Genomic DNA, 19,132 nt, shown 5'->3' on the forward strand with positions numbered 1-19,132 from the left:
CGGGCTGTCCTTCGCGGTACGGGCCCGTCGGGCCGAAGCTAGTGATCTATGCCTTCCTGCCAGCTTCACCCAGCCCATCACGCTATGTGAGTAATATTCAGAATGGTGGTTGCGCCGCCGCCCAAGTCTTGGCCCAGTCGGCGCGCACGCCGGTGGCGGCGAAGTCTCCGATCTCCACGCCCTTAAACGGGTCGCCGAGGTAACGCACCTCGTCGTGCTCAGAGCCGCGCGGGTCGACACAGACCAGGGCCAGCCGATAGCGCGGCGCCGCGTTGCGTCCGAGCACGACCTCGTTGTGGGTGACGTAGAAGTCTTCGGCGCCGGCCAGTCGCGCCTTCACCTCGATGCGGATCGGGTCCTCGTCATTTACCTCGGAGAGCACGTCGAAGCCAGGATTGGTGAACGGTTGCTCGGTTGGTATACGGCCGAGCTTGCGTTCGGTGGCGAGGACGAGGTCAACGCCACGTCTTTCGACGGCCTTGGTTTCGACGGCGTGGATCGGCGCCTCGGCCGGCAATTCGGCTTCCACGGACGCGAGGGGCAGCACGATGACGGCGGTGACGACCCGAGGCGGCCTGGTCGACATCACAGACTGTTGATCCAGCTCGACCGTACGCCGTTCTAGCCGCTCCTCGAGCTCGGCTGCTTTACGGGTGAGGCTGTCGGCGGTTTCCTTGGGCTTGCCACCGGAGGCTGCCTTCTCGCCGGCTTCGAGCGCCTCGGCTGCCAGTCTGTTGATTTCCGCGTCGAGTCGAGCGACAACTTGCTGGCGGGTGTGTGCCAGCTCGACGCCTCGACGCTCGCGTACCTGGGCCAGGTACTCCGGTAGCCGCTCGGTGATGATCCAGCTGGTAGCCGTCTCCTCGGCCGAGGCGAGCCACGACAGGGCGCGGGCTGTCTCCGTTGCCGTTCCGGACGGGGCAGCGACGCAGTCGAGGTAGGGTGCCGGGCCGGCGGCCGTCACTTCGCCGGTCGCGTTGACGTAGGCGTACCCGAATCGGCGGGCCACCGACGCGCCAGTGGCGTCGACGACTTCCTCGAGCACCCCCACGAGCAAGTGCGGAGCGTCCAGCGCTGTCGACACGAGTACGGCACCGCGTTCCAGGCCGGTCCCCCATCGCTCGATGACCTGTGCGGCGACGGTGTCGTGCAACGGGTGGCCCGGTGCCAGCAGGACGGCTCGGGGTTTGCCATCGGCGTCGATCGCTGCAAGGTCGAAGGTCACGCGCTCGTACCGGGTCGCAATCGGACCGCGTCGGGCCGCCGCGCGTACGGTGGCGGGGACGTTGTTGATCTCGAAGCGGTTCTTCTCGCGGCGGGCGAGCCGGCCGCCGAGGCGGGTGAATCCGTTGCGGAAGGCCCATTCGATGTAGTGGGGTTGGAGACGGCGGGCGCGGGCCTCGTCCATCTGCCGGGACAGCGCCTCCAGGTCGGTGTGGCTGAGGGTGTCGTGGGCGAGCGCGTGGTCGTTGACCATCTCGGTGACGCCGTCGGCGATGCCGGCGTCGATGACCTGGTGCATGCGAGCGCGTACTTCTGGTTGTTCGCCGTAGCGGATTGCCTCGATGAGGAGCGTACGCAGCGGGGTTTCCGCGAAGGCCAGCCCGAGGACGTCGAAGACCTTGCCGCCGTACGCCTGGCGTTGCTCCTCGATCTTGGACAGGAGCCGGGTGAAGACTTCTCCTTCCCGGGTGTTGCTGGCCACCAGGTTCCATAGCCGGCAGACTTCGGTTTGCCCGATGCGGTGGATGCGGCCGAAGCGCTGTTCGATGCGGTTGGGGTTCCAGGGCAGGTCGTAGTTGACCATCAGGTGGGCGGCCTGCAGGTTGAGGCCCTCGCCGGCGGCGTCGGTGGCGACCAGTACCCGGCAGTCCGGGTTCTTGGTGAACTCCTCGGTGATTCGACGGCGCTCGTCGCGGTGCACCCCGCCGTGGATGCCCTCCACGGCGCGGGCCCGACCCAGCAGGGAAGAGATCCGCCCTCGCAGGTACTCCAGCGTGTCGCGGTGTTCGGTGAACACGATGAGTTTGCGGGGCGTGCCGCCGGCTGTGGTAAGCAAGGCCTCGTCTTCAAGGATTCGCCGTAGCTCAGCCCATTTGCGGTCTTCGCCCTTGTCTCGTACGCGTTTGGCCGCGGCGGCCAGTTCTTCGAGTTCCGCGAGTTCGACGTCGAGTTCTTCGATGGTGCGGGCGGCGGTTGCCGCGTCGAGTACGTCCTCTTCGACGCGCTCGATCTCGTCGGCGCTGTACTCGTCCGGGTCGTCGAAGATTTCTTCGTCGCGCAGCGTAGGCTCGTCGTCCGTCGCGCCGGTCATGATCTGCTGCCTACGTCGGCGTAGCCGCTCGGTGCGGCGTACCAGCGACTGGTAGATCGCCTCAGGGCTCGACGCGAGCCGCCGCTGAAGCACGGTCAAGGCGAAACCGATCGTGTTCTTGCGCTTGTCTTCCAGCTTTGCGGCTCGGTTCATGCCTTGCCGCACGTATTGGGTGACCTGCTCGTAGAGGGCTGCTTCGTCGTCGGTCAGCTCGTATGGGACGGTCTGAGCCATCCGCTCGGGGAACAGCGGCCGCCCCTCGAAGGTCAGTAGGTCTTCCTTGATCATGCGACGCATCAGGCCGCCGGCGTCGTCGCCGTGCACACCTTTGCGGTACCGGCCGGCGAAGCGGTCGACGTCGAGCAGTTGGAGGAAGAGTTGGAAGTCCTCGTCTTTGCCTGCGTGCGGGGTGGCCGTCATCAACAGTAAGTGCCGGGCGCTGTCGCGCAGCAGCTCACCAAGCTGATACCGCTTGGTCTTCTCCAGTTTCGCGCCGAAGTAGTGCGCGCCCATCCGGTGTGCCTCATCCACCACCACGAGGTCCCATTCGGCGTCCTCGAGCTGGCGGCCGATCTCGTCTTCGCGGGCAAGGCATCGCGAGAGCTGATCCATGCGGGCGATCAGCAGCGGGTGGGCATCGAAGACCGATTCTCCGATCATGCCGTTGGCCGTGCCGGCAGTCAGGATGTCGAAGCGCAGGCCGAATTTGAGGTACAGCTCGTCCTGCCACTGCTCCACCAGCCCGCCCGGCGCGACGATAAGGCAGTGGCGTACGTCGTCGCGCAGCAGCAGCTCTTTGACATACAAGCCGGCCATGATCGTTTTACCTGCGCCGGGATCGTCGGCGAGCAGGAATCGCAGCGGTGTCCGCGGAAGGAGCTCGCCATAGACCGCCCGCAACTGGTGGGGCAGAGGTCGCACGTCGCTCGTGGCCACCGCCACCATCGGGTCGTGGAGACCGGCCAGGCTGATCCGCTGTGCCTCGGCCACGAGCTTGAAGTCTGCGGCGTCGGCGTCGAACGGACGCGTCGATCCGGCGTCCAGGGTGAGCTTCTCGACGTCATCTCGATGCAGGATTTGCTCCACCAACGCACCCGCTGCGTTGCGGAAGATGATGGTCGCCGCGTTGTCGCCGTGGGGGATCAGCGCCTGCACCGTAACGGCCTCACCAGGGACAACACCGGTAACACGGGCCAGCGGTGTCAGCTCCGAAAACTCCACCCCGCCATTCCACCTGCTACGGGGCGCTGGCCCGCACGAAATCGCGTAACTCGACGACAGGAAACTTGGTAGGGCTGGGTACGAGATGCGTTCCGGCGTCGGCGAGCGGCGCAGCCAAGCGATCGAGACCGCGACCGCCGCTTCGCATCGGATCTCCGGACCCGCTGACAGGCCTCGGCTTAGGGCAATAGCCTGCTTCTATGACTGCGGCGGAGCCGCCGGGCACGCCATATTCGTACGCGGCGCTCGGCGACGGCGGGCCCTGGGTTGCCGCGCTCGCGCAGGCCTGGAGCGCGGTGGCCGACCCGCAGGGCGCGCATCTACCGCCGCCGGATCCGTTAATCATGCGCGAGCGAACGGATGGCGCGAGCGATCATCTCGGGGAGCGCATCGCGTACTGGGGACCGTTCTTTCACTTGGTGGTCTTCGGCATGGGATGGAGGCGCCCCGACCTCGGAATCGAACGATGGCACGAGCTCGGACAGCCGACAGACCATCCAATCCTCGCCGTCGTCAAAGGCTGGTGGGGCCACTACGTTCCAGACGTGCTGGCGTGGGCGGCCAATTCGCCGTACTTCCTTCTGGAGAACCAATACCTAGGCGCCCGTCACCCGTCATCCGATCGCGACCAGATCAACCCGAAGTGGCTCGAGGCGAGCCGCAGAGACTCACGGTGGATGTACATCTTCGGCAGCGGCGACACCATGCATCTTTCGAGCCACGCGACCACGCCGGTCAGCACGAGTTCCGAACCTACAAGCCACCTGACGACTGGACCCGACGAGTCGGCCCGGGCCGTACTCGTTTGTGAAACCTACCAAGGCTGGTATCACGAGCTGTCCACCTGTGGGCTTACCCAGACTCGGCACGGCTCGTCATGGAAGGTCGACGTCTTCGTGAAACCCCTCGGTTGGCTCGGCACCTACAGACTTTCGCGGCAAACTGGCGCCTGGTTCTCCGGTCAGCACCGCTGGCACCAACTGGGCTGGCCACGTTCATAACGCGGAGCCGCGCCAGAAGTCGATCTTGATTAGCAGACTCAGCGACTGCACCACTTTGACTGCACCCTCGACCAAACATCCCGCCGATACGTCTTCACCCAACTTGTCCAAGGCGATCAGCAGACGGGAAGCGGTCTGGGAGCTGGCGCCGCCGCCTACGCGGCTAAGACTGGGCTCCGACCTGCGTAAGCTCCGCATCGAGCATGCCCGGCTGCCGGAGATAGCCGCACGCATCCGTGCACTCGAACACGAGCTGCAGGTGTGTCGCGACAACGGAGTACTGCAAAAGCTCGACATGCACCGGCGCCTCGACCAGGTCGACCAGCAGTTGGCTGACAACGTCGAGGCTATCGAGTCAGAGGAGCGGTGGGGATCCTCGCTAACCGATGTGAAGGATCAGTTCGCTGACCTGCAGGCCAGCCTGACCGCCATCGAGGACGACCTCACCCGGCAGGCGACGAACGTGCTGGCCGAGACTAGCGTCGCAATTGATCGCGCCTATGCCGACGCTGTCGCGGCCATGCGGTCGGCACACCACCGCCTCACCGGTCTGCGTGGTGCCCACACGAGCCGAGTGCGGGCGCTGACCGACGAGCTCAACGCCGTCAAGCAGGAACTCCACGCCGATAAGATCGACGCAGACGCAGTGCTGCGTTGCACCCGCGAGCTCGATGCCCTACGAATCGAACACGAGACGCTGGTCGGTAAACAGGCCGACATCGCGCGACTGGGCCACGAGCGCCGCGGGATCCTCGACGAGCTGAACAAGGCGCGCGAAAACCAGAGCCGGGTCCGCCAAGACGCCGCCGAAGTGATCAACAATCGGCTGTCGCAACGGCTCCAGGTCGTCGTGACCCCCGATGGCGACAACGAACAGTTCGCGACCGCTCTGAAGAACCTGCTTGCCAGGTCCAGCACCCAGGCGACCGCGGTAGCCGCGATCACGGCCCAGGAGGGCATCGACGGCGCACAGATCGCCGCCATCGTCGAAGCCGGCGCCGACGAGATCGCCCGACGCTTCAGCATCAGCCGCACTCAAGCCGACAAGATTTACGCCTGGCTCACCGACCCCGAAGCTGACCGGCTTGCCGAGCTAGAAGGCCTCGCGCCCCGCGACGGAGTCAACGTCCTCCTGAACACCGGCCAAGGCAGCAGCGATCTCGATCACCTGTCGACCGGCCAACGGGCTACCGCCATCCTCCTGCTGATCTTCACCGTGGACGGCCGGGCGATGCTGCTCGACCAACCCGAAGACGACCTTGACAACCAGTTCATCTTCGACGACATCGTCACGATGATCCGGCAGCAAAAGGCTCTCACCGCGCAGGAGCACGATCGGCAGATCATCGCCGCCACCCACAATCCGAACATCCCCATGCTCGGCGACGCGGAACTCGTGGCGGTGCTCGACGCAACGAACGCCGGCATGGTCGTCGGCAGTCAGGGATCAATCGACAACTTGCAGATCCGCACGCACATAAGGCAGGTCCTCGAGGGCGGGGAGGAGGCCTTCATGCGCCGCTACCAGAAGTACGGCGGGATGCGCCTGGCTCTGCCAACCGGACCGGCACGCTACGGTAGCGGCGCGCCGTGATTGCCCCACGGCGGTGCGCCGCCGAAGCCTCGGGCGGGCTGGCACCGAGATGGGTGATCAACCTCTTGGCTACGGAGCGGTGGCGGCGAGGTCGTTGAGAGTTGCGTTCACGACCGAGCGGCACATGGCGAGGGTGTCTTTGTCCGGTGGATCCTGCAGCTCCGGCTGGACGTTGGGGTGTACCGAATTGCGATATTGGCGCAGAGGGTCGAGGAATCCGCGGGCGTCGCGTTGAATCCATTTCTTTTGGTGGGCAGTCTGGATCAGTGTGCTTAGCGTCCATTTTTCGGGTGGTTGTTGGGGGTGCGGGAGCCTGACTGCGGCGGCATCGAGCAGGACGCCTTCGAGAAGGCTGCCCAGCATGATGACCGCGCTGACCCACGCGCCATGACGTTCGCAAATGCGGGCCTCGTTGAGCCGGTTCTGCAAGATGGCAGCCAATGCTGGGTCGCGGACGAGGTCGGTCATCGCGGTGTGCAGTGCGGTGTCGGCGTCATCGGCAGGTTCGGCGACGCTGTGATCGATCCGGCGGACGGTGGGGCGTCCAAGGCTGTGGGCAACTTCGACGTCTTCGATAGCCAGGATCTTGTTGAGTTCTTCGGTGATCTGGGCAGCGGCAAACGGGAGGTTGCGGTGTACATATTCGCGTCGGTCGGCGAGGCGTTTGACGACGGCTTCGACGGCGCCAGGCTGGTTGCGGCGGGTGCGGAGCTGGCCGGTCAGCCAGTTGCGGCGCGGTTCCTGGAAGCGGGGTACGTTCTGCCAGCCGGCCTGTTGCAGCAGTTTGGCGAGGTCGTTGCCGGTGCGGCGGACCAAGGGTCTGCCGTCGTCGCCGCAGGCGATGCGGGCGATTTCGGACAGGATGTTGTCATCGAGTGCTTCGAGCATCAGCCTTGTCCTTCGTCGTAGTCGTCGTCTTCGTCGCTGTCGGGCATGCTGACGCGTGACCAGGTCTCTTTGCCGGGGGGCGGTGGAGGTCGTAGCGAGGTGGGGCCGATTCCTCGTACCTCCAGGTGCTTCCACAGCGGGGCCAGCGCAACTTTGGGATCGTGCAGGTATTCACTTTCTCGAATCCGGACGATCTGCCAGCCGGAGCGCAGTAGTTCACGTTCGCGTTCGATCTCGCGTTCGATGTCCTCGAGGGTCATGGGTAGCGCGGCGCAGTGGCATTCGACGGCCAGTTGGCTGTTGTCGCCCACGACCAGCAGATCGATCGGGTTGCCGTCGAGTGGGTAATGGGCAATGACGGTGTAGTCGCGACGGCGCAGTTCGAGGAACACCCGTTGTTCGAGCAATGATTCGAATGGGTCGCTCAGCAGGTCCGGCGACAGATGGTCCAGGTCGGGGTCCATGGCGAGGCGGATGGGCGGATTCTCCATGTAGACCAGCAGGGAGCGGCGCAGGTCGGTGAGCCCAAGTTGGTCGTCCGGTACGGAGGTGAATAGCCACAGTTGGTCGCGGGCGCGGGTAGCGGCGACGTTGAACCGCTGCCGGGCTTCTCGTCTGGTGGCCGGTTCGGGGCTCTTGTCCACGACCATAGACAGCAGGATGACGTCACGTTCGTCGCCCTGGAAGGCGGCGGGATCGCCGACTCGGATCTTAAAACGGCGGCGTTTCTCCGGGCCGATGAAGGTGTCGATCATCCGGTTCAGAACGTTGACGTGTTCCTTGGATGTAAGCAGGAGGATGACGCCGATGGTCTTGCCGCGGTAGAGCGGGTTGTCGACCATCTTGCGTATTTCATCGACTATCTTTGTGGCTTCGGCTTCGTTGTACCGGTTGGTGCCGACGCCCATTGTGGTGGCGTGTTCGACTCGGACGACGTTGAGTGGGTCGAGACGTTGCGCCTGTAGTTGCCTGAGCGGGCGGAGTCTGCCCTCGTAGAATTCGTCGGTGGACCAGCCGATTATTTCCGGGACGCAGCGGAAGTGTTCGACCAGTCTTACGACGTCGAGTAGGTGGGTCGAGAGAAGTTCGTACAGGTTCGAGTCTGGACCGAAGTCCTGTCGGAGATGGTCGGGGAGTTCTTTGAGGTATTCGTTGGCCATCCGCCAGTAGGCGGGCAGTTTCTTCGGGGGAAAGCCCGGCGTGCATTGCCGGTCGTCGCCGACGATGACGGCGCGGGGCGCCGGCCACAGCAGGAAGGCCGCGTCGACGGTCACCTGGCTGGCCTCATCGATGATGAGCACGTCGAATGCGTCGGGTTCGGCGGGGATGTCACTGGCTACGTCCTCGACGCGCATCAGTAAGGCTGGCACGGCGCGGGTTGCGTCGCGCAGCGCCGAGCGTAGGCCTTTGGTGCGTTGGATTTTGTAGTCTCCGCCGTCCCTGCCGTATCGGTTGACCGCAGAGCGGTATGACTGCAGCGCTTGCCACTGTGGCAGGCCGCGGCGGTGAATGAAGTGCAGCAGCGCTCGTTTTGCGGCTAGGTGTTCGGTGACCTGCCGCAGCTGCCCTTCGGTCTCATCGAGTGCTTGCCGGTATTGCTGCTCGCGTTGCGCTGCCGGAACTCCGTCGACGTGGGCGGCCGCCCGTGCCCAGTTCCATGCGGCCTGAAGGGCTATCAGCCGTGGCCGCCAGGCCGGATCGGTGGTGGCGCGCAGGTGTTCGGCGAGTTTCGGGTGTGCTGAGGCTAGCTGCTGCAGCAGTTCGTCGCGGCGGCGGCGTTGCAAAAGGCGATGACGAGTGTGCGCGATGTCTCGATGGGCCTGCGTGTAGTTGGCGGCGTCCCGCTCATCGACGGCTTTCAGTAGCCGGTCGAGCAACGGGCCGGGGCGGGCCGTAGTGCTCGCAGCGAGCAGTGTTCGGGTCATCTGCTCCAGCATGGTGGTGAACTGTGCGGCCAGCATGATCCGGCTGGCGTTGCGCACGAGCCGGACGATCAGGTCCCAACGCCCTGGCGCGGTGACGAGGTAGCGGGAGTCCGGGCGTTGCAGTGCCTGCTCGATCGGGCGGCGGGCGGCGGCGAGCTGGATGATCGCGTCCAGGCTGGTTTTGATGTCCCGCAGCTGGGTCATCTGCAGCCGGTGTGTTCCGGCTCGCCAACCGATGCCCATGGTTCGGCACATCTCGATCACGCCTGCGCAGGCTGCCTCTGCTCGTAGAGCGGCGATCACCGTCTGCGCCTGCTCGAGGTTTGCCAGCGGTGCCCCGCCGACCGTGCAGCACTGCAGCAGTTCGGCGGCCTGGGCTTGCTCCGGCGCCGGGAGCAGGCGCCGTATCCGGCGGCCGCCTTGCCGGATACGAGTGGGTTGTTGCAGATAGTGACGCAATCGTTTGGCCTGCCGCAGCAACCGGCCGACGTCGGTATGCCCGTCGGTAGCACCCCAGTCGATGTCACGGTCGTCTGCGGATACGGCATCCTGCAGCACAGGGCTGACGTGGTCAAACGCGGCTTGCAGCGACGCCCACGACGCGCCACTGCCGCCTTGCAGTAGATCCGTGGCGGCGACCAGCCGCCAGTCGTCGCGCTGCCACAACGACAACGTCTCTGACAGGCCGCAGCCACTGAGGGCGTCGGACACCCGGTTGACGGTGTCGGTCAGTTGCTGCAGCACCGGCCCGCTGAGCCCCTCCATCAGCGTCTTTACCTCGTCGAAGTCGTCGCTGAAGATCCGTTGCGCCTCCGCGATCGCCCGCACGGCACGCACGATCGTCGCTGGCTCGGACACCATCGCCGGATCCGGCACGTGCACGTCGTCATCGAGCCCGGTGTAATCCGCGTCCAGCAGCTGCAGCAACTCGTCAGCTTCGTGGCCGTTCAGCGGCGCCGTGACCGCAGCATCGGGCGGCAGCTCACCGATCCAGCCGTGTATCGCACGGTCGTTCTCAACCGCGGCGATCACCTGTGCTGGAATTCCCCGGTAGCCGTCGATGTCCAGGTGCTGCGGCCGGTACTCGGCCGCGCGGAGATCGCGCAGTTCCTCGGTCACGCAGGCCAGCCGGCGGCGAAGCTCGTCGTGTCGTTGCCGCAGTGTCGCGATGTCGCGGGACAACAGCTGTGGGTCAGCGGCCGACGACAGCTCGGACAAGGCGATCAGCGTCCGATCGAGGTCTTTGCGGTCCTCGGCCGATTTGCCCTGCGCCAGCACTGCCAGGTCACGCACCCCATCGGGAAGCAAGTCGTGAACGACCTTCAAGGGCTGCCGGTGTCTGCTGGTCACCAATACTCGCAGCCCATCGGCGAGTAACGCACAGATCAGGTTTGCAATCGTGTGGGTCTTGCCTGTTCCGGGCGGGCCCTGCACAACGACGGCGGCGTTGGTACGCAGTTGCTCGATCACGCGCCGCTGCTGCCGATTCGACGCTAACGGCAGCAGCGGGTCGTCGCTGATCGGTGGGACCGTTTTGTCGTTGATCCACGCCGTCCGCTGCTGACGATCCAGGGGCTCGATCAGTTGCGTAAGCCCCAGCGGGGAACGTGCGTCGACCGCGTCCAGCGTCTCGGCGATCTGCTCATAGAATGAAGCCACTCCGCTGCTTTCCCGCGGCCGCAGAAATAGGGCCGGCGACAGGGTCAGCAGCAGACGGCTCTCCGCCGCCGGCTCTGGCTCGGCCAGCACCGGCTCCCACCGGGGAGGTGTCCGCCATCGCAGTTTGAGCCATTGCTCCAGCCACACCGCAACGTCGGGAGATAGCGGTTCGAGACTTGACCAGGCCGGCAACGGCATGCTGGTAGACGTGGCGAGGTAGCCGTCGTTGAGGTCGAAGACGTCCTCGTCGGTGCGGTGCAGGCCATCGGTCAGCGCCAGCCGGATCACATCGTGGTCCGGGTCGATCTCTGCCTCCACCTGTCCGGCCAGAAAATGCTGGCGTAACGACCAACGACCCGTGTCGAAGTCGCTAACCAGCCCCGACGCCGAGGACCAGCTCGTGCTCATTCTTGCCGGCCTTCTCGATCATCTTTTTCAAGCTGGCGAAAAGATCATCAGCTGTTTGCGCGGCCTTCTGCTGTTTCATCCACTCCGACCATCCGGCAGACCAGTCTGCAAAGACCGCGAGAACATGGTCCGGAACCTCCGCATCGCCGGCCCCAGAGCGGTCGTGGGGAGGTTCGCGCAGCGACGGCTCGGGCCCCCACGGGTCCGTCGCAACAAACTCCGGGCTCAACCAGCCTGCCAACCCCGGCGGCGGCTCGGGGTACGGCACCAGGGACGGCCGCTCGAGTACGAGGAACGAGCCTTGCTCCGGGTCCGCCTGCAAGGCCAGCAGCTCCGCCAGCCACAGCGGGGACGCACCTTTGAGCGAGTCCCGGGCGCCTGAGCGCGAGTTGCGACGGACGAAGCGCAGGTAGGTGACAAGGCGCCGCGTACGGTCGATCAGGTCAGCATCGGTCGGTGACAGCAGCTCAGGCACGCATCCTCCTCAACAGCCCAGCAACACAGAATGTGGGAGAACGACCACTGAAAGCAACATGGTGAACATGAATGAACCCACTGTTTCGGCAAGAAAGGGGACTGCGAAATGACGGCACCGGGCGACCAGACGCCGATCGGTGGTTACCGGTGAGTGGTCGCCCACCCGCCGCCGGCCCGCTGCTCGCCGACCAGGTCGGCTATCGCGGCAGCGACGACGTCCTACTGCGCGGCGCGCTCTACGAGGTCTGGGGCGCCATCTGCGTCGGTTGTGGACGCGCCAAGGTCTTCACCGAGACGCAGATCGAGCACCTGATCCCGCGCACCGTTGACCCCTCTGTCCTCGACGAACTGATCATCTACCACGGGCTCGACACCGATTTCCACGTCGACCAGCCTGCGAACCTAACCGTGATCTGCGGGCCCTGCAATAACAAGAAACGCGACCGGATCCTGCGTACGCCGGGGATGACCACCCTCCTGCATATCGCCCGCGACCATAGCCCGCACGTGATCCGGCTCGTCCGCGAGCACGCCACCGCGCGCCAGGTCGCCCGCGGACTGACCACCGCTGTCCGGGCCGACATGCGTGACGCGAAGACCCGCGCCGAGTTCATGCAGCATGCCCCCGCCGTGGTGCAGACCTTGGCGCTGCTGGACGAGAAGAAGGCAGATTTCGTCGTGCACCGAGATATCCGGCTCTCCCTCTGCGGCGACATCGTCAGTGCCTCGCTGACCCTTGACGCCTACGGCCGCGCAGTGTCCACCTGGGTCGAAGAATTCTGTGGCCGGCCGTGGCGCGAGGTCCTCGAAGACGGTGTACGCGAGCTGATCACTTATGTCGCCGACCGAGCTGACTGGGCCGCGCGCAACGAATTTGATGAAACCGGGAACCTTGCCTCCATCAGCACCGACGCCTTGTTCACTCCCATGCGCATCAGCGGATGTCATCGTGATGGCACGAGGATGACCGTTGAAATTAGCGGGCAGATGCACGGCTACTACACCGCAGTCGTGAACGACATCGACCCGTGGGGTCCCGACCCCGAGATCATCGACATCGGGGTCGACGTGCATGTCATCGCGCAGTACACCATGACGATGAGCTGGGACCTCACTGCGGCCCCCGTTATGCGCGTCAAGACCGACGTGTGGATTCCCGGCACCGCCGTTGATGTCGAGACCAGCCGGGCGTGAACGGCGCCGCCGACCAGCGGGCCCGGCAGGAGCCCTGGACGATCCGCTTCACTGGTCCCGTCGAGGAGGAGTCCCTCTTCTTCGTTGCGCGCCGGCCGGCCTCGCACATCTGCCAGACACGACTGCACCGCCGCTCCGAGAGGGAGCGTTGAAGCAGCCTCTGCTGCGGCTCGAACGCTCTCACCCTTGGCTGCGGCATTCGAGCGAGCCCCTCTCGGTCCCTCACGCCCCGAGGCCAGCTGTTTGCGCGCGGGCTCCGACCTGCGCCAGTCGCGTATCACGCTGCGCGTGGCTCTGATCGCCGCCACTGTCTGGATCGGAACTGTCGTGCTCCGCCCTCATGCTCGGGGAGCATCGCATGACATCGAGGATCAGCGAATGCCGTAGCGGGCGTACCCGGACGTACGGTCTGCCCGGCTGGCGCGGACACACGCGACGTTTCCCTGTCCAACTTGTCCTTCTTAGCGGATGGCACAGTTGGCACAGGCTTCGCTTTCGGCACTGTGCCATTTGTGCCGTCGTTGAGTTATGACTCCCATTCCTCTGTCCCAATGGGCCGACCGCAACGGCATCCCGCGGCGCACCGCCTACAACTGGGCAAAGAACGGCAAGCTCAACGTGCCGATCCACCGCACCCTCACTGGGCGCCTCGTCGTCCTCGACGACGAGGATCAGATCCCCGGCGAGGCACACCCGTTCGTTGCCGCCTATGCCGAGGCGCTGAGCCTGCCGGTCGGTGCGCACCTCGGCGACCTGCACCACTCCCCTGTGCTCGAGACCTGGGGCGCCGACCTGTATGACACCGTCGCCGACGATCTGCGGCCCGTCGTGCTGCAGCTGGCGTTGACCGCCGCGTGTGCCCGGCCTAAACGTGACGTCTGGTGGCGGCTGAGCGACTGGCTCGGCCGGGTGGAACTCGCCGATTGGTACGCTGCCACCGGCTTTCCCCAGGTCGCTGCCCTTGTCCAGGACCGGCAGCCGATCACCGACCAGGAAAGCTATCTGGACTGGTGGCCCTGCGGTGTCGGCTCCCACCAGTTCTGGCAAGACTTCGACGCCGCCGCCACGCAAGCCGCCAAGGACGCCACACTCGGTCCGCCCGAGGGCAACGACGCCGTTTCCTGGCTCAGCGAGAACTCCTTGCCGGACAACTTCGCCATCGCCGGGCGACGGGAAAGCCTGCGCAACCGGCTCGACAAGCTCGCCGGCACCACCACCGGCCACGAGCAGATCCCCACCATCCCCGACCGCAGTGACTTGTGGAGCTTGCGAGGCATGTACCCCGAACCGGCATGGGCCCTGGCCCGCCCATACACCCGCCGGACGGCCGTCGAGATCTGCGCGATCGTCGGGTGGGATCCCGAGGCGCCGGCACCACCCGACGGTCACCCACTCCGCGAGATCGGATACCGCGCCTGCCTGCACGCGGCCGAAGCCGCGCTTGTGCCGCACGTTCATGATGCCCACATGCGGGAGATCGAGGCTTTCCGTCGCATCGCCCTGGGCCGGCCTTGGTAGACGGCAGGCACATCGATCTCAATGGTCGTTCGAAAGCTGAAGGGCACCGTCGCGAACCGCACCGGTCGACACTCCCCGCGGCGCGTTCCTCGTAATGGCGTGGGCGACTAATATTCAGGCGGTCTGCGGGTGCTGTGGCTAACTTCGTCGGCGGCGGCGCGCAGCAGGCGTGCCTTGTCGCCGAGCTTCAACGTACTCAAATGCGTGGCGGCATCCGACAGGGCCGTTGCCGTCTCTTTCAGCTTCAATGAGGCATAGATGTCGGCCGCCTCATTGAGCGCGCGGGCGGAAGCGGCGAGACGATAGGCGTCGGTTTCGGCCAGCATGGAAACGACCAGACGTAGTTCCTGGACGGCGCTGCTGCTGATGCGACCGGTGCTGTCGGCTTCGTCGACCACGGTTTCCAGGCGGTCGATCAGCGAGGCGAGGCGTTCACTGGGGTCCTCGAAGTACTTCGCCAGCATCCGTTCCATGGAGTCCTGGGTGACGCTGCCAGTCAGGACGCCGAAGATGGCGATCTCTTTGTCGTTCTTCCACGTCAACAGGGTTTCGGCTGGATAGAGTCGTGCCCCGCTGGTGGGGTCGTCGACGGCGTTGTGATGGGCTTTGCAGAGCAGAAGCAGGTGACGCCAGTCGTCGCGTTCGCGGTCGGTGAGGTCGTCGCGGAACCGTGGTGCGTTGCGTTTGACGCCGTAGATGTGGGCGACCTCGACGTTCATCCGCGGTCCGCCGGCTCCGGTTTCGAGGAACGCCGGTTGGACACACCCCGGTGCGTAGCAGGTGCCGTTGCTCATTGCGTAGAGCGCCCGCTTGACCGTCTCGGAGATTTCGCTCCGCTTCCCGGTACCGCGGGGCTCCTCGCGAGCCAGGTCCGCCGCATCCACACTTGCCACTGTCTCATGAAAAGCGAGAGGCGTGGACCGCAGGTGACCGAGCGGCATCTCCGCGTCGATTCGGCCGCACTACCGAACCTATGGTCGTACATGATCGACACGCCCGGCCATCGACCCTCCACTGGCTGGCGCCAAGCGGTGCTGACCGCGGCGAGCACGATGCAGCTGATCAGCAAATGCGCGCACCACGGCACGCCGATCACGAGCGCGCCCAGAAGCTGGCGCCGATGCCGGGCAGCGCCTGGCCTCCGCCGAACACCACGATCAGGCTCGGTCCGAGCGCCTGGCCGAGGGACGCGGCGAAGGTGCAGTGCCCCGAAGTCGGAGTCGTACTTGTCAGCCGGGACAGTGTTGGCCATCAGGGCCGCCGCCCAACGACCGAGCACAGATGACCGGTGCCCAGAATCATGCTGGCCACGATCAGTCCGGCCATCGATTCGTCCAGCGGCAGGAACACGGCCGCCGCCGCCGCGACGACCAGCAACACCGGACCAGCGATCAGCGCACGGCGCTCGGCGAACCGGCGCTCGGCCTGAGCAGACGGCGACGGGGGGCGGCAGCGGCGCGACCGCGAAGCTGGCCCCGAGAACACTGAGTCCCCCTGAAGGGTGACCTGACCCAATCGGTGTACACGACACCCCACGAAGGCGAGAAATCCTCGGGTCATGGCGTACATCGAAGAGACCGGAACCTCAGCGGAAACTGAACCTACGGCGACACCGTTGCTACGCGACTGGATCGAACGATGGATCACGCTCAAGATCGACGTCTCCCCCGGCACCCACGCCGAATACGCGCGCATGCTGCGGCACCGCGCTGCAATCGATCTCGGTGACCTGCGAGTGGGTGACATTACCCGGCACGATCATCTGGATCCGTGGAAAGCCTCCCTCGCCCAGCAACTGAGGCCGGCGAGCGTGCGCAAGCTCTGGACAGTGCTCAGTCAGGTGATGCGCGACGCTGTCCCGCGATACCGGCCCGACAACCCGATGCGGCGACCGGAAGGCAACCGGAGCAACGGCCTGCCCCGCATCACCGCGTGGCAGGCATGCCTGTTGGATCGCGAGGAAGCTGACATTCTCATCGCGCACTGCCCGGCACCCATCAAGCCTCTGGTGCTGGCGGCGCTTGGCACCGGCATGCGCCTGGGTGAACTACTCGGCCTACGAGCCGGCAACGTGAGTCCCGAAATGCCCGTCCCGGCCATCAGAGTCGAGCAGACGTTGTCACGCTCGGGCACGTTCGGGCCAGTGAAAACGCCGCGGTCACGGCGCACGATCCTGCTGGCCCCGCACACCGCCCGCCTGTTCGCCGCAGTTGTCGCCGACAAGCGCCATGGCGAGCTGGTCTTCACCGCACCCGATGGTGGACCGTGGGATGCCGGTAACCTCCGGCAGAGGTACTGGCGGACCGCAGTCATAGCAGCGCAAACCTGCCGCGTACATCCTCCGCAAGCTTCCGCCGACACGGCGGCGGGCCCCAGAGCGGTCTCGGACTGTCGGTGCTCGACCCGGTTGTTCTCCGCGCCACGGTTTCACGACCTACGGCACTCCCATGTCGCGTATCTGATCGCTGCGGGATGGGACTTCTATATGATCCAGCTACGGCTGGGACATGCCTCGATCAAGACGACGTTCGACATCTACGGGCATTTGCTGCCCCACGGTGAGCGTGATCGGTTACAGGCTCTGGATGAGCAACTCCCGGCCGACCCAACCGCCGCGCACGGGGCAGTCTGAGTAGGGCAATGAGCACTCATCCAAGTCCTGAATGGATCATTCACGCCCGGATGTTCACCGGCTTGGCCGATCACGAAGGCGGTTTGGCCGATTACGTGGTGGAGTCCGGGTTCGGTAACGTGCTCGGCGTTTCCGCGGGACCTGGAGGGGTTCGTTGGCTCGGCGTACAGGCTTCATCGCTCAAATCCAGCGCGAACACGCGCGTCAGGTTCGAGCAGCCCAACAGGCTCAGACGGCGTACGTGCGTCAGCAGCAAGCAATGCACCGGGCGGCTGAACAGGCGGCCAAGGCAGCTCAGCGTGCCGCAGCGGCTGACGAACGTGAACGCAAACGCCTGTACGCCGAGGCACGCGCCGCCGCGGTCGCCGCCGACAACGCGGATGTCCAGGCCCGGCTGGAGGAGCTTGAGCAACTCCTGCAGGCCACCTTGGACGTCGACGACCACATCGACTTCGCCCGGTTGAAGAAACGGATTCAGCATCCGCCGTTCGATCCTGGGCAGCTGGCCCAGCCGATCCCTGCGCCCGATTGGCAGCGCTTCGAACCCCCGGCACCAGCCGGGCTCGGAAAATTGTTCGGTGGGCAAGGCAAATATCAGCAGCAGCTGGCGGCGGCGCAAGCGCAGTTCCAGACCGCTCAAGCTCAGCACGCCGCGGCGGACGCCGACCGGCAACGCCGTCTCGCTGCCGCCTACCAGAGCTACCAGCAGCACTGCCAGCGAGTCGAAGCGCAGGCCGCCACCCACAACGCGGAGGTAGACCGGTTCGCGGCTGCGTTTGCCGCGGGCGAGCCGCAGGCCGTGGTCGACTACTTCAGCATGGTGCTAGCCAACTCGGTCTACCCGGACGATTTCCCGCAGCAGTACCGCCTGGCCTACGTCCCGGAATCGCGTCAGCTCGTCGCCGAGTACGAACTACCCACCCTTGATGTGGTGCCCGCGGTCCGGGAACACCGCTACGTCAAGACTCGTGACGAGATCACGTCCACGGCCAGGCCGGCCAAGGACATCCGCGAGCGCTACACCTCGGTGGTCACCCAGGTCACCTTGCGGACCGTGCACGAGCTGTTCGAGTCTGATCGCACCGCCCTGGTGGACACGATCGTGTTCAACGGCGTCGTGGACACCTCCGATCCGCGCACCGGCCAAGCCGTCCGGCCGTGCCTGGTCACCCTGCGCACTACCCGTGAGCAGTTCACTGCCCTCAACCTGGCCAAGGTCGATCCGGCAGCATGCCTGCAACACCTGAGCGCATCGGTGTCCAAACGACCTGAGGAACTCGCCGCTGTACGCCCGGTGCTCGAGTTCGACATGGTCGACAAACGGTTCATCGACGAGGTGGACGTCCTGGCCGACCTCGACGAACGTCCGAACCTGCTGCGTCTGACCCCGTCTGATTTCGAATCGTTGATCCAGAACCTGTTCACCAAGATGGGCTTGGACACCAAGCAAACGCGGGCGTCGCGCGACGGTGGCGTCGACTGCGTCGCGTTCGATCAGCGACCGATCTTCGGCGGCAAAGTCGTCATCCAGGCCAAACGCTACCGCCACACCGTCGACGTGTCTGCCGTGCGTGACCTGTACGGCACCTTGCAAAACGAAGGCGCGTCCAAAGGAATCCTTGTCACCACCAGCGGCTACGGCCCTACCTCGTACGAGTTCGCGTCCGGCAAACCCCTCGAACTCATCGACGGCGCGAATCTGCTGTATCTGCTCGCCGAACACGCCCAACTCAAGGCCCGTATCGACCCCACCGAACTCGACTAGCCAATTCAGGAATGGCTCAGGCAGCCCTGAAGTAGCTGAGCCGTCGTGACCACGGACAGACGACTCTCCTCTTTCAACCCCAAGGTCAGCGGGGCAGCACTGAGCTACCCAGGGCCGGGACCGCGAGCGGGTTCGGGCAGCGGGCCGGCGCTGGTGTCATCGGGTCGGGCGCGGACCGGGGTGCTCCGCCCGCGAAATCGCGACGGCCCAAGGTGTCACGCCGCGGCTTCATGGTAGAGCCGCTTATTCTTTCGATGCGGGTCGTACCGCTGTCGGGATTTGCATCACGCTTCGTGAGGGGCGCCGTCAGAGCGATGCGATGGTCGCCCGACTGTCTCGAACTTCCCTTCGGAGACTGCTTGCGGTCCGACCACATGTTGTAACGCGTGGAGGCCATCTACGCCGTGCTTGTCGCTGATATGACGTACTAGTCCGATGTACGAGCGGTATCGCAGATAAGGGAGCAGGGCCGACAGGGCGGCAGCCGCCGGGATCAGGCCCAAGACGAAAATGGACACAGGAACTAACCCTCCGTG

At 65.3% G+C, this 19,132-nt stretch carries 13 protein-coding genes; 6 read left to right on the forward strand and 7 right to left on the reverse strand.

Translation table 11 applies throughout. The features are described from left to right. Positions 1-97 precede the first annotated feature (97 nt). Positions 98-3,535, reverse strand: a complete 3,438-nt coding sequence (locus HH310_RS19880) for a helicase-related protein (RefSeq protein WP_169177077.1) — start codon at positions 3,533-3,535, stop codon at positions 98-100. A 200-nt stretch (positions 3,536-3,735) separates the two neighbouring features. Between HH310_RS19880 and HH310_RS19885 the strand changes: the two genes are divergently transcribed. Together HH310_RS19885 and HH310_RS19890 are read left to right on the forward strand one after the other, a co-directional pair. Next, positions 3,736-4,536: a hypothetical protein gene (locus HH310_RS19885; protein ID WP_169177078.1), complete on the forward strand. Its 801-nt coding sequence runs from the start codon at positions 3,736-3,738 to the stop codon at positions 4,534-4,536. Positions 4,537-4,639: 103 nt separating this feature from the next. Continuing rightward, positions 4,640-6,130, forward strand: a complete 1,491-nt coding sequence (locus HH310_RS19890; RefSeq protein ID WP_169177079.1) for an AAA family ATPase — start codon at positions 4,640-4,642, stop codon at positions 6,128-6,130. A gap of 69 nt (positions 6,131-6,199) precedes the next feature. On the opposite strand, the gene HH310_RS19895 is transcribed toward HH310_RS19890, so the two are convergent. From HH310_RS19895 to HH310_RS19905, 3 genes are read right to left on the reverse strand one after another with little or no spacing between them, the layout of a single operon-like run. Further along, positions 6,200-7,018 (reverse strand): hypothetical protein, encoded by an 819-nt coding sequence (locus HH310_RS19895; protein WP_169177080.1) that lies wholly within the window; start codon positions 7,016-7,018, stop codon positions 6,200-6,202. Then, positions 7,018-11,010: an AAA domain-containing protein gene (locus HH310_RS19900; RefSeq protein ID WP_169177081.1), complete on the reverse strand. Its 3,993-nt coding sequence runs from the start codon at positions 11,008-11,010 to the stop codon at positions 7,018-7,020. Before HH310_RS19900 ends, HH310_RS19895 begins: the two co-directional genes overlap by 1 nt. Continuing rightward, entirely contained in the window at positions 10,973-11,485 is a 513-nt protein-coding gene (locus tag HH310_RS19905; RefSeq protein ID WP_169177082.1) for a hypothetical protein, read from the reverse strand. Before HH310_RS19905 ends, HH310_RS19900 begins: the two co-directional genes overlap by 38 nt. A gap of 71 nt (positions 11,486-11,556) precedes the next feature. On the opposite strand from HH310_RS19905, the gene HH310_RS19910 reads away from it, so the two are divergent. Together HH310_RS19910 and HH310_RS19915 are read left to right on the forward strand one after the other, a co-directional pair. Next, positions 11,557-12,681 (forward strand): HNH endonuclease, encoded by a 1,125-nt coding sequence (locus tag HH310_RS19910; protein ID WP_169177083.1) that lies wholly within the window; start codon positions 11,557-11,559, stop codon positions 12,679-12,681. A gap of 528 nt (positions 12,682-13,209) precedes the next feature. Beyond that, positions 13,210-14,199 carry a hypothetical protein gene (locus HH310_RS19915; RefSeq protein WP_169177084.1) on the forward strand — a complete coding sequence of 330 codons (990 nt, stop codon included), beginning with the start codon at positions 13,210-13,212 and terminating at the stop codon, positions 14,197-14,199. Positions 14,200-14,306: 107 nt separating this feature from the next. On the opposite strand, the gene HH310_RS19920 is transcribed toward HH310_RS19915, so the two are convergent. Together HH310_RS19920 and HH310_RS44865 are read right to left on the reverse strand one after the other, a co-directional pair. Continuing rightward, positions 14,307-15,083 carry a hypothetical protein gene (locus HH310_RS19920; RefSeq protein ID WP_169177085.1) on the reverse strand — a complete coding sequence of 259 codons (777 nt, stop codon included), beginning with the start codon at positions 15,081-15,083 and terminating at the stop codon, positions 14,307-14,309. Positions 15,084-15,450: 367 nt separating this feature from the next. Continuing rightward, positions 15,451-15,579 carry a hypothetical protein gene (locus HH310_RS44865; protein ID WP_282438489.1) on the reverse strand — a complete coding sequence of 43 codons (129 nt, stop codon included), beginning with the start codon at positions 15,577-15,579 and terminating at the stop codon, positions 15,451-15,453. Between the two features lie 178 nt (positions 15,580-15,757). Between HH310_RS44865 and HH310_RS19925 the strand changes: the two genes are divergently transcribed. Beyond that, positions 15,758-16,831, forward strand: a complete 1,074-nt coding sequence (locus tag HH310_RS19925) for a site-specific integrase (protein ID WP_169177086.1) — start codon at positions 15,758-15,760, stop codon at positions 16,829-16,831. Positions 16,832-16,922: 91 nt separating this feature from the next. Here the strand turns inward: HH310_RS19925 and HH310_RS43915 are convergent, their stop codons facing one another. Further along, positions 16,923-17,576 (reverse strand): hypothetical protein, encoded by a 654-nt coding sequence (locus HH310_RS43915; RefSeq protein WP_248294170.1) that lies wholly within the window; start codon positions 17,574-17,576, stop codon positions 16,923-16,925. A gap of 54 nt (positions 17,577-17,630) precedes the next feature. Here HH310_RS43915 and HH310_RS45425 point away from each other — a divergent pair, with 54 nt between their 5' ends. Beyond that, positions 17,631-18,596 carry a restriction endonuclease gene (locus tag HH310_RS45425; RefSeq protein WP_312034218.1) on the forward strand — a complete coding sequence of 322 codons (966 nt, stop codon included), beginning with the start codon at positions 17,631-17,633 and terminating at the stop codon, positions 18,594-18,596. Positions 18,597-19,132: the final 536 nt, after the last annotated feature.

It is taken from the genome of Actinoplanes sp. TBRC 11911 (genome assembly GCF_012933445.1).
Classification (GTDB): domain Bacteria; phylum Actinomycetota; class Actinomycetes; order Mycobacteriales; family Micromonosporaceae; genus Actinoplanes.

What these genes read in the sequence shown, in the direction of transcription:
- HH310_RS19915 (WP_169177084.1), top strand. Translation starts at nt 13,210, where the DNA reads ATGACTCCCATTCCTCTGTCCCAATGGGCCGACCGCAACGGCATCCCG.
- HH310_RS19910 (WP_169177083.1), top strand. Translation starts at nt 11,557, where the DNA reads ATGAACCCACTGTTTCGGCAAGAAAGGGGACTGCGAAATGACGGCACC.
- HH310_RS19900 (WP_169177081.1), bottom strand. Translation starts at nt 11,010, where the DNA reads ATGAGCACGAGCTGGTCCTCGGCGTCGGGGCTGGTTAGCGACTTCGAC.
- HH310_RS19925 (WP_169177086.1), top strand. Translation starts at nt 15,758, where the DNA reads ATGGCGTACATCGAAGAGACCGGAACCTCAGCGGAAACTGAACCTACG.
- HH310_RS19885 (WP_169177078.1), top strand. Translation starts at nt 3,736, where the DNA reads ATGACTGCGGCGGAGCCGCCGGGCACGCCATATTCGTACGCGGCGCTC.
- HH310_RS19895 (WP_169177080.1), bottom strand. Translation starts at nt 7,018, where the DNA reads ATGCTCGAAGCACTCGATGACAACATCCTGTCCGAAATCGCCCGCATC.